Source organism: Thalassovita aquimarina (assembly GCF_018219815.1).
In the GTDB taxonomy this organism is placed as follows: Bacteria; Pseudomonadota; Alphaproteobacteria; order Rhodobacterales; family Rhodobacteraceae; genus Thalassobius; species Thalassobius aquimarinus.
The window spans coordinates 73332-85034 of the sequence record NZ_JADMKU010000004.1 but is presented as its reverse complement, the minus strand read 5'-3'; the positions used below and the strand labels follow the sequence as shown (position 1 = coordinate 85034).

Annotated in this window: 7 protein-coding genes; 2 read left to right on the top strand and 5 right to left on the bottom strand. The window is 64.4% G+C overall.

Annotated features, from left to right (window positions below):
- Positions 1–204: 204 nt before the first annotated feature.
- The 3 genes from IT775_RS05995 to IT775_RS05985 form a co-directional block, all read right to left on the bottom strand.
- Positions 205–1185 (bottom strand): cyclase family protein, encoded by a 981-nt coding sequence (locus tag IT775_RS05995; protein ID WP_212700181.1) that lies wholly within the window; start codon positions 1183–1185, stop codon positions 205–207.
- A 95-nt stretch (positions 1186–1280) separates the two neighbouring features.
- Positions 1281–2174: a LysR family transcriptional regulator gene (locus IT775_RS05990; protein ID WP_212700180.1), complete on the bottom strand. Its 894-nt coding sequence runs from the start codon at positions 2172–2174 to the stop codon at positions 1281–1283.
- Positions 2175–2270: 96 nt separating this feature from the next.
- Positions 2271–2918, bottom strand: coding sequence for a DsbA family oxidoreductase (locus IT775_RS05985; RefSeq protein WP_212700179.1), 648 nt, complete (start codon positions 2916–2918; stop codon positions 2271–2273).
- Between the two features lie 398 nt (positions 2919–3316).
- On the opposite strand from IT775_RS05985, the gene IT775_RS05980 reads away from it, so the two are divergent.
- A complete protein-coding gene (locus tag IT775_RS05980) occupies positions 3317–4285 on the top strand; it encodes an efflux RND transporter periplasmic adaptor subunit (protein WP_212700178.1) in 969 nt (322 codons plus the stop codon).
- Positions 4278–7499 (top strand): efflux RND transporter permease subunit, encoded by a 3222-nt coding sequence (locus IT775_RS05975; protein WP_212700177.1) that lies wholly within the window; start codon positions 4278–4280, stop codon positions 7497–7499. Before IT775_RS05980 ends, IT775_RS05975 begins: the two co-directional genes overlap by 8 nt.
- Before the next feature lie 40 nt (positions 7500–7539).
- On the opposite strand, the gene IT775_RS05970 is transcribed toward IT775_RS05975, so the two are convergent.
- Both IT775_RS05970 and IT775_RS05965 read right to left on the bottom strand, forming a co-directional pair.
- Positions 7540–9600, bottom strand: a complete 2061-nt coding sequence (locus IT775_RS05970) for an oxidoreductase (protein ID WP_212700176.1) — start codon at positions 9598–9600, stop codon at positions 7540–7542.
- A 21-nt stretch (positions 9601–9621) separates the two neighbouring features.
- The gene (locus IT775_RS05965; protein ID WP_212700175.1) at positions 9622–11679 is read right to left on the bottom strand and encodes an oxidoreductase; all 2058 of its coding nucleotides are present in this window, start codon (positions 11677–11679) and stop codon (positions 9622–9624) included.
- Between the last annotated feature and the right edge of the window lie 24 nt (positions 11680–11703).

Sequence of the window (11703 nt, the reverse complement as noted above, 5' to 3'; positions counted from 1 at the left end):
GCGGTCGGCCGGGATGCCGACGGGCTGTTCGGGGCTGGTGTTTTCTGGTTGTCGCCGTGCTGCACGGCCAAGGCTCCGTTTATGCGAATCCTGGCCGTGCATGCCGCTCATCCCCGGCAAGCCGGTACCTTTGGAAGGCCCCGCTTCATCGCGCGGCCAAAGGTGCGCGAATTGTCAGAAACGAACGGCTTTCCGCAGTCCAGGTCATTTGATCGGCAGCGCGATCGGGCGCATCGGGGCCGCATCGGCACCGCGCAGTTTCAAAGACCCTCCGATGAAGGCGAATTCGTGGATGTCCTGTGCGGCCAGCTCCTCGAGGTAGACCAGTTCCATGATCGGAACGCCCTGCTGCGCCAGCAAATAGGTGTGAACCGGCACATAGTTGCCTTCGATTTCGGACGGGAAAGCCTCGAAGCTGAGATTGTCGGCGCCCACGATCATCGCGCCGGATTCTTCCGCCAAGAACGCCGCGGCCTCCATGCCGAGCCCCGGCGCGGCATTCATAAAGGCGTCCGCATCCTCGTACGCCGCCATACGGCCGGTACGGATCAGCACCACATCGCCCTTCTGCAGGGTGACTTCCTGAGCGGCCAGCGTTTCTTCGAGGTCGGCGCGGGTGATGCGGTAGTTGTCGGGCAGCATCTCGAGATCCTTGGCGCCGGCAACATCGATCAGCACCCCCCGAGCGATGATCGGCGGGATGGTTTCGGCGCCGGTCACGTTCCAGCCGGTATCGCCCAGATGGTCGTCGGCGCGGAAGCCATTGTAGATCTCGCCGTTCAGGCCAAAGTGGTTCAGCGCATCGATATGGGTTCCGGTATGCGCATACATCGAAATCGCCGAGCCGGTATAGCTGACATGGGCGTTCATCTCTTCGCCCAGATGCATCGGGTCCGACTTGACCGTACCGCGCGGGGTATGGGTCATCCACATCTGGTAACGCGGATCGCCGGCCGCGTGCCAGCCGGGCATGCCGATGAAATATTCCACCGACAGGTCGTAGGCTTCTCCGCCTGAAACGCGCGACAGGATCGCGGCGCGGGACGCTTCGGTCATCAGGTTCAGGGCACCCAGTTCATCCTGTGGTCCCCAAGGGCTTTGACCGACGGTGGCCGTGCCGGCGGCCTGAAGCGGCGCACCGAGCAAAAGACCCATTGCGGCGGCGAAAAGTGTTGTCTTGATCATCATAACTTCCTGTTGCTGGTAAGAACCGGCTTCACTGTGTGGCTATGATGGGATCGGTTTAAGCAGGGCCGTCGAAAGACACTCTTACGCCTGTGTCAGGAATGCGTTGACAGCTCGCGCGCCAAGAAACCGATGAAGGCGGAAACCTTGGCGTCCGTGCTCAGCCGCGAGGCCGCCAGCGTGTAGATCGTGCGTTCGGGAAGCCGCCATTCCGGCAGCAACCGCTTGATCAGGCCGCGTTTCTCAAGCGGGTCGGACAGGAAGTTCGGCAGGGTGCCAATGCCCATGTCCGCGACGATCATGTCGCGCAGAACCAGACTGCTGCTGAGGCGCAGATGCGGTGATATGGGAACGGAAACTTGCCCTTCCGGTCCCGTCAGGTCCCATGACAGCGGCGTTTCGGCGAGGCTGTAGCAAAGCGTGGTATGCGCCTTCAGATCCTGCGGGGTTTCGGGATTGCCATGATCGGCAAGATAGCCCGGGGAGGCAAAGATGCCTTGGTGCACCGGCATGATCTTATTGGAAATCAAACCGGAATCCGGCAGCTTGGCGCGGATGCGAATGGCTACGTCAAAGCCGCCTTCGACCATGTCGAGCACATTGTCATCGAAAATGAGCGACAACTGCACGTCGGGATGCTGCTTGGAAAAGCGCGGCAACAGGCCGGCCAGAACCGTGGTGCCAAAGGAATGGGGCGCATTGATCCGCAACAGTCCACGCACCACCTGCGCGCCCGAACGCACCCGTTCCTCGGCCAGGCCGACCGCCTGGAGAATCCGGTCGGCCTCTTCGTAATACAGCCGGCCATGTCCGGTCAGGGACATGCTGCGGGTGGTGCGGGTGATCAGGCCGCAGCCAAGGCTTTCTTCCAGCAGCTTCAGATCACGGCTTAGCAGGCTGGGCGAGACGCCAAGATCTTCGGCCGCGCGGGCGATGCTGCCCCGGTCGACGATCCGGCAGAAGGCCCGCATGACGCTCAGCTTGTCCATAGTTTGCTCCACTGGTACGTGCCCATAAAACACTATGTCCGCCGCTTCACAAACCATTGCCTGCTGCGCGGCCCTGCGCCGGGGCGGGCGGTGGCCTCAAAGGTGCTCCAAGTGGCGGCTGACCGCCCGGATATGGGTGCGCAATTCCGCAATCGATCCGGTCATGAGCCGCGTGCCCGTCGCGGTGACAATCAGGGTCGGCACGGCTTGTACCCGATCCAGATAGGCCTGGCGGCGGTCTGCCTCGACCTTTTTGGCGACCGCCGGATCGTTCAGCAGCCGTTTGAACGTTTCCGGCTCCAGCCCAATTTCCTGCGCCAGGTCCAGCAACACTTTCGGATCGGCGATGTTGCGCGCTTCGCTCAGATGCGCCAGCTGTATGCGGTCGAACATGTCCCAGTGCCGTTCCTGGCCGCCCAACACCTCGGCCGCCTTGCAGGCCAGCGCCGCCGTCATGCCATGCGGATAGTCAAAGGGTGCCGCACGCATGGCGTCGATATTGATCAGCTCGGGCCGGTCGCTGGCTTCTCGGCAATGGTGCCAATGTCCGAGGATCGTATCGCGGGCCTGTTGCGGGCTGCCCCATCGCATCGCCATTTCCTTGCGGCTGGCCTGCAGAACAAAGGTCCGGTGGCGGATGTCTAGTTCGAACTCCTGCGCCAACAGGCGCAAGCGCGAAGAAAGGTTGAAACACCAGGCGCAGACGGTGTCGTGATAGAAATCGATTGCTATTGGGGTGCTCATTTCGCGCGCTCCTGCGGCTGTCGGTCATCGGTGGGTCGGATCGGTCAGGCGCGCACCGTCGGGCACAGGGCCGAACCGGGAAGGAAAGGAAGGGCCGAACAACTCATCGATGCCTGCTGACTGAAAAAGGGTGGGCGCATGAATCCAACGCAGCATTCGAACGATTAAGCCCGATTATAGAAAAACACTCTTGCACCAGCGTCAGGACCGGGTGGAGTGCTTGCGCCCGTTTTGTCGCCGCTTCATGTTCGGAGGCCAGAAGGATCGGCACCGGATTTTTGTTCCGGTGCACGGCCCTCAGAAGCGATGCAGCGTGAGTTTGCGTTATGTCAAAGAAATGTGCGGGGGCTGGCGATAGCGTCCACGGGACGCCCAAACCTGCATTCAGGGGAAACATGATGAAACGATTTTTCGTTCTATTCTGCCTATTTGCGGCACCGCTTTCAGCCGAGACGCTGGAAGTGACGCCGGAAACCGTGACGGAATGGAAACCCGTTTATGGTCAAATCGAAACCCGCGACAGGGTGCCTGCGCGGGCACGGATCGGCGGCACGATCAACGAATTGCTGGTGACCGAAGGCGACCGGGTCGAGGCGGGCGCGCGGATCGCGGTGATCGAGGATGACAAGCTGGCCTTCCGCATTGATGCGATCGATGCCCGGCTCGACTCGGCGCGTGCCCAGCTTGCCACCGCGCAGACCGATCTGGACCGCGGCGAACAATTGTTGGAACGTGGCGTGATCACCACCCAGCGGATGGATCAGCTGCGGACCCAGGTTCAGGTGCTTCAGGGCGAGATTTCGAGCCTCTCATCGGAACGGCTGGTGATCGAACAACAGATCACGGAGGGCGCGGTTCTTGCCCCTGAAACCGGGGTGGTGTTGCGGGTGCCGGTGGCGCGTGGATCGGTTGTGGGACCGGGCGAGGCCGTGGCGGAAATCGGCGGTGGCGGCGCTTTCCTGCGTCTCGCCGTACCGGAACGGTTCGCCGGTGCGCTGGCCGAGGGCGATGTGATCGAAATTGGCCAGGACGGCGAAGCCCGGCAGGGCGAGTTGGTCAAGCTTTACCCGCTTATCGAAGGCGGCCGGGTGCAGGCCGATGTGGAAGTCGACGGATTGGATACCCGTTTTGTCGGCAGGCGGCTGCCGGTACGGCTGCCGGTGGCCGAACGCGAGGCGCTGCTGGTGCCCGACGAGGCCCTGGAACGGGTCGGTGGCATCGACCTGGTACAGGTCGAAACCGCGCAGGGGGTGCTGAAGCGGGCAGTCGTTCCCGGGGGGCTAGTTGTCCGGGATGGGCGCGCTTGGCGCGAAATTCTGACCGGCCTCAATGCGGGCGACGTGATCGTGGTGGATGGACATGAGTGAACCTTCAGGTCAGGCCCCTTCGGGCGCATTGGGGATCGCCGGGCGGCTGACGCGCGGTTTCATCACCTCGCCTCTCACGCCGCTTCTGCTGCTGGCTTCGCTGGCCGTGGGGATGATCGCGCTGATCAGCCTGCCGCGCGAGGAAGAACCGCAAATTTCGGTGCCGCTGGTCGACATCCACGTGCAGGCCGACGGGCTGCGCGCCGAGGATGCGGTGAAACTGGTGACCGAACCGTTAGAAACCATCGTCAAGGGGATCGACCAGGTCGAACACGTCTATTCCGACACCCGTGACGATCAGGTCATGGTGACCGCGCGCTTCATGGTTGGCGTGTCCGCCGATACCGCGATCCTGCGGGTGCGCGACAAGATCCTTGCCAACCTGGATCGGATCCCGGTGGGGATACCGCAGCCGCTGGTGGTCGGGCGCGGCATCAACGACGTGCCCATCGTGTCGCTGACCTTCTCGGCCGCTGCCGATGCCGGGGCCGTCGATGCTGCGCAGCTGACGCGGATCGCCCGCGAGGTCGAGGTGAAGCTGGCCCAGATCGAAAATGTCGGCCTGACCTACCTGACCGGCGCCACCGACGAGGTGCTGCGCGTCGCGCCCGATCCCGAAAAGCTGGCGCTGCAAGGCATCACGTTGCAGCAGCTGGCGGGCAAGGTGCAGGGCGCCAATTCCGCCGCCCCGGCGGGGCGGTTGCGCGACGGCGGCGAACAGATCCCGCTGGTGATCGGCAAGACGCTGGCGACCCCGGCGGAAATCGGCAATCTGGAACTGACCGCGCGGGATGGCCGCACCGTTTATGTCCGCGACGTGGCCGACATTTCCTTCGTCACCGGGCAGGAAGAACACTATGTCACCACTCTGGAACGGGACGAGGACGGCAATATCAGCCGCGAACCGGCGGTGACGCTGTCGCTGGCCAAGCGTGCCGGAGCCAACGCGGTGACCGTGGCCGAGGAAATCCTCCACAGGGTGCACGAGATGCAGGGCGAACTGATCCCCGACAGCGTCGCGGTCGAGGTCACCCGCGATTACGGCGAAACGGCGGATGAAAAGGCCAACGAACTGCTGTTCCACCTGGCGCTGGCCACCGTGTCCATCGTCATCCTGGTGCTGCTGGCGATCGGCTGGCGCGAAGCGATCGTGGTGGCCATCGTGATCCCGGTCACCATCCTGCTGACGCTGTTTGCCGCCTATATCATGGGCTACACGCTGAACCGGGTGTCGTTGTTCGCGCTGATCTTCTCGATCGGTATCCTGGTCGATGATGCCATCGTGGTGATCGAAAACATCGCCCGCCACTGGGGCATGAAGCGCGAAGACCAAAGCCGCTTCGGCGCCGCGGTCGCCGCGGTCGCCGAGGTCGGCAATCCCACCATCGTCGCCACACTGACCGTGGTGGTGGCGCTGCTGCCGATGCTGTTCGTGTCGGGGCTGATGGGGCCCTACATGAGCCCGATTCCCGCCAATGCCTCGGCGGCGATGATTTTTTCGTTCTTCGTGGCGGTGATGATCACGCCGTGGCTGATGCTCAAGGTCGCAGGCCGCGCGCCTTTGCATCACGAAGAGGGCGGATTTCCCGGCGGTCGTCTGGGGCGGTTCTATGCTTCCATCGCGCGGCCGGTGATCGCCTCCAAGGGGCGTTCCGCGCTGTTCCTGCTGGTGGTGGTGGGGCTGTCCTTCGGGTCGCTTGCCGCGCTTTTCACCAAGGACGTGACGGTGAAGCTCTTGCCCTTCGACAACAAGTCGGAACTGGCCATCGTCGTCGACCTGCCCGAAGGCGCCAGCGTCGAGGCGACCGATGCCGTGCTGCAAAGCGCCGCGCGGGTCGCGATGGACCTGCCCGAGGTGATTTCGGCCCAGGTCCATGCCGGTACCGCGGCGCCGTTCAACTTCAACGGGCTGGTGCGGCATTACTATCTGCGCGGGCTGCCCGAACAGGGCGATGTGCAGCTCAACCTGTTGCCGAAGGGCGAACGCGACCGGGTGAGCCACGAGATCGCGCTGGAACTGCGCCAATTGCTGGCCGATCAGGTCGAGGTGCCCGAGGGCACCGTGGTCAAGGTGGTCGAACCGCCGCCCGGCCCGCCGGTGATCGCGACCCTGCTGGCCGAAATCTATGGCCCCGACGCCGAGGTCCGGCGCGAAGTGGCAAGCCTGGTGCGCAAGGCGTTCGAAGACATCCCCTTCGTGGTGGACGTCGACGACAGCTATGGCGAACGGTCGCGCCGGTTGCGGGCCGAACTGCGCCCCACGGACATGGATTTCTACCGCGTTCAGGAAAGCGACGCTCTCGACACGCTGCGCATGCTGAACGGGGAAACCACAGTGGGGTATTCGCATCGCGGCGACGGCCGCCGGCCGATCCCGATCGTCATGGCGCGCGCCAAATCGGACCGGGTGATGGACGCCGAGGCGCTATCGACGCCGGTTCCGGCCAACGCGCTGCCGGGAAACCGCGGCGTGGTCGAACTGGGCGACGTGGTGGACATCGCCGAGGAGCGTGCCTCCTTCCCGGTGTTCCGGCACAACGGCTATGACGTGATCATGGTCACCGGCGAATTGGCCGGCGACTTCGAGGCGCCGCTTTACGGTATGCTGGAAGTGGCCAAGCGTCTGGACGCGGTCAACTGGCCCGAGGGTTACAAGCCCACGATCCGGATGAACGGCCAGCCGGAAACCACCGATCAGCCGGTGCTGCTGTGGGACGGCGAATGGGAAGTCACCTGGGTCACATTCCGCGACATGGGGGCGGCCTTCGGGGTGGCGCTTCTGGGGATCTATATCCTCGTGGTGGCGCAGTTCGGCAGCTTCCGCCTGCCGCTGGTGATCCTGACGCCGGTGCCGCTGACCTTCCTCGGGATCATGCTGGGCCACTGGCTGTTCGGGGCGCCGTTTTCGGCCACGTCGATGATCGGCTTCATCGCGCTGGCGGGGATCATCGTGCGCAACTCGATCCTGCTGGTGGATTTCATCCGTCATGCGGACCCGGAACGACGGGTCACCATCGACATCCTGATCGAGGCGGGGGCGACCCGGTTCAAGCCGATCCTGTTGACCGCCATCGCGGCGATGATCGGGGCGGCGGTGATCCTGTTCGACCCGATCTTCCAGGGGCTGGCGATTTCGCTCTTGTTCGGACTGGCGTCCTCCACCGCCTTCACGGTGCTGGTGATCCCGGCGATCTATCGCATCGCCAAGACCTGACAACGCGATCCGGGCGGGCCAAGCGGCCCGCCCTTTTCAATTACCCCACATCGACGCGGTCATGTTTCAGCGGTTCGTCCGGATCGACCGCCGCGTCCAGCTCGCGGGCATAGCGGTGCCCGGCGTGGGTGGCGGCGGCGATGATGCCCGGCGCTTCGCAATCGCCGATTCGCTTCAGGGTGAAGGGCAGGGCGTCGGGATCGCCGCCCGCCCGTGACAGGATGTCGTGATAAAGCCCGTCATTGGGCCTGCGCTGCGTCACCATCACCACCGATGACACCGGCAATTCCTTTTCGGCGCCGCTGTATTCGCAGGTCAACACCGCATGCTGACCGTCGAAGCGGGTCAGGCTGTGGGCCAGTTCGATCCCGCCGCCTGCACGCATCAGGTGGCTGCGTATCCGCCAGCGTTCCGAGGTCTTCCCGGCCCAGTCCGACACGGAATCGGACGGGGTGCAAAGCGTCACCGGAACCACCGCCTGCTTCACCCGCTCGGCGATCACCCCGCCGAGGTAATAGTTATCTTCGTCGTAAACCAGCGTGGCCCCCGAGGGCATCCGCCCCGCCATGATATCGTCGGCAGTCAGGATTTCCGGCGTGGTTCCCGGCGCGGCGATGGAAACGAAACGCTCGCCATCGAAGCGGTCGCGTCGCCAGGTCGCGCCGGTGGCGATGGCGACGTGATCGGCGCCGACATCTAACACATCCTCGGCGCTCAGCGCGCTTTCGCGGAACACCTCGACATTGGGCAGATCAAGCAGCGCCTGTTCGCGGTAATCGCGCACGCGGGCATATTCGCTCATCCCCGGCAGGGCGCTTTCGCGGGTGACGCGCCCGCCCAGATCGCGCGACGCCTCGGCCAGCATCACCTTGTACCCGCGCGCGCCAAGCGCCCGGGCGGCTTCCAGCCCGGTCGGCCCGGCGCCGACGATCAGGATCTTGGCCTGCGATGTCTTCGGGGCGATCTTTTCGGGATGCCAGCCGCGCCGCCATTCCTCGCCCATCGTGGGGTTCTGGGTGCAGCGGATCGGCACCCCGATCGTGTCGCCGGAATAGCAGATGTTGCAGCCGATGCATTCGCGGATCGTTTCCGGCCGGCCCTCTTCGATCTTTTTCGGCAGGAACGGGTCGGCGATCGACGGGCGCGCCGCCCCGATCAGGTCGGTCACCCCGCGTTTCACCTGGGAAACCATCGTGTCGGGCGAGGTGAAGCGGCCCACCGTGACCACCGGTTTCGAGGTCACGCTTTTGACGAAATCCATGTAGGGTTCCAGCGGCGCTTCCTTCACGAAGCGCGACACCCCCATTTCCAGCGAATAATCGGCGATGTTGATGTCCCACAGATCCGGCAGTTCGGCCAGCATCTCGAACATGTCGCGGCGTTCGCCATGGATCGGTACGCCGTCCTCGCCGGTCTTTTCGTCGGCCGCGAAGCGCACCGCCACGGCGCAGCGGTCGCCGACCGCGTCCTTGGTTTCCTCGATCAGCTCGCGCACCAGACGGGTGCGGTTTTCCAGCGATCCGCCATATTCGTCGCCGCGCGTGTTCACCCGCGGGTTCAGGAAATTCGACAGCAGGTAGCCGTGCGTGGCGTAGACATAGACGATGTCGAACCCGGCATCGCGGGCGCGCAGGGCGGCCTTGCGGTGCCAGCGGCGCAGGGTGCGGATATCGGTTTTGTCCATCGCGCGGGTCTGGAACGGGTGTCCGGCGAGGTTGGGGAAACTGCCGATATCCATCGGCACTTCCCGGGTATGCAGGTTCGCGGTGCGCGCGCCGCCATACCACAGCTCGGCCCCGGCCAGGGCGCCGTGTTCGTGCACCTTTTCAGTCATCAGCGCATGCGCTCGGATATCGCCATCATCCCAGAGCGAGGCAGACGGATGCGGCAAGTCGTCGGAACTGGGATGGATCGAGTTGTATTCGGTGCAGACAACGCCCCAGCCGCCCTCAGCTTTCACGCCGCGCATTTCGGCCAGCGTGCGCGGGCGCAGCCAGCCCATGCCGGTGCAGTGTGGCACCTGGTAGAACCGGTTCTTCGCCGTCACCGGCCCGATCTTCACCGGTTCGAACAGGATGTCACAGCGCGGGTCGCGGGCCATTTTTCGTTCCTTTCCTGCGGATCAGTCGTTCGACAAGGCGGGCAGTTCGCGCCGGAACGGCACGCCCTCGGCAACCGGTTCGCCCAGTTCGCGGGCGTAACGATGCCCGGCATAGACGGCAGCGGCAATCGTCCCCGGGGCCAGGCAATCGCCGATCCGGGTGACAGATTTCGGCCCCGACACGCCATCCGCCGTCAAGTCGTGGTACAGCCCGTCCACGGCTTCGCGCATGGTCACCATCACCACCGCGGTGCAGGCCAGGGGGTGCATCTTGTCGGTGAAGACGCAGGACAGCTCGACCCGGTCGGCCTGAATGGCGGCGAGGTTGTGCAGCGGCACGATCTTGATGCCCAGCTCGATCAGGCGGGTCTGAATCCGGCCCTGTTCCATCGTGTTGTGGGTCCAGTGCGACACATCGGCGGCTGGGGTGACATAGGTCACGTCGAACCCTTCCAGCCGCAGTTTTTCGGCCATCAGCCCACCCATGTAGTAATGGTCGTCGTCGAACACCACGACGGGGCCTTTTTCGGGCCGCCGACCGGCCGAAACCTCGTCCGGGGTCAGCACCACCGCATCCGCATCGACCGGGATCGGTCGGCGGTTGGCGCGCCCGATGCCACTGCGCACCCATTTCGACCCGGTGGCGATCACCACGTGATCGGCGTCGAATTCCAGTACCTGCTCGGCCGTCAGGCGGCTGTCGAAGAACAGCTCTACATTGGCCATCTGGCTGATCTGGTACTGCCGGTAATCTGCCACCCGCCGCCATTCGGACAGGCCCGGCAGGCGGCTTTCCACCGCCACCCGGCCGCCGGCCTCGATCCCGGCCTCGGCCAGGGTCACGGTGTACCCGCGCTGACCAAGGGCGCGGGCGGCTTCCAGCCCCGAAGGCCCGGCACCGACGATCAGCACGGTTTCCTCGGCGGTCTTTTCCTTGATCTTTTCGGGGTGCCAGCCGCGCCGCCATTCCTCGCCCATGGTCGGGTTCTGGGTGCAGCGCATCGGCACGGCGAGGTAATCGCCACTGACGCACATGTTGCAGCCGATGCATTCGCGGATATCCTCGATCCGGCCTTCCTCGACCTTCTTAGGCAGGAACGGATCGGCGATCGACGGCCGTGCCGCGCCGATCAGGTCCAGCGCACCGCTCTTGATCAGCGACACCATCGCGTCGGGCGAGGTATAGCGGCCCACCCCCACGACGGATTTGTTCGTCACCTTCTTGACGAAAGACACATAGCTGTCCTGGAACCCCTGTTCGGTAAAACGCGACGGTGCGCTGTCATTGGCCCAGTCGCTGATATTCACGTCCCACAGGTCGGGCAGGTCGGCCAGCATCTCGACGATGTCGCGCCCCTCGCCGTCGCAGGTCAGCCCGCCGGACCCGCGCAGTTCGTCCACCATCAGTCGGATCGCCACCGCGCAGGTGTCGCCGATCGCTTCCTTGGTGTCCTGCAGCACCTCGCGCAGCAGTCGCACGCGGTTTTCCAGCGACCCGCCATATTCGTCGCCCCGGTCATTGCGGCTGCGAGACAGGAAATGCGTGAAGGTGGTCATGTCGTGCCCGGCATACAGGTAGACGATGTCGAACCCCGCCTTCTTGGACCGCAACGCCGCCTCCACATGCATCTTGCGGAAGGCCCTGATATCGGCCTTGTCCATCGCCCGGACCTGGATCGGGTCTATCAGGTCGACCGGGCGCGCCGAGGGGCCCATCGGAACCTCGCGGCTGTAAAGGTTCGATGCCCCGCCACCCAGATGCGCCGGTTCGATCCCGGCCAGCGCCCCATGCGCGTGGATCTTGTCGACCATCTTGGCCAGGACCGGGATGTCGCTGTCATCCCAAAGCCGCCCCTCGGGGATCGGGCTGAGTTCCGAGGTGTGGCTGATCTCCACCTCCTCGGTGTTGACGACGCCCCAGCCGCCCTCGGCCTTGATGCCGCGCATTGCCGTCATGCTGGAGGGGTATTGGTGCCCCATCCCGTTGCAATGGGGCACCTGGTAGAATCGGTTCTTGGCGGTCACCGGACCAATCTTCACAGGTTCGAACAGGATGTCGTAACGGGGGTCGCGGAGCATGTCGGTCCTTTTGTTTTACGGCGG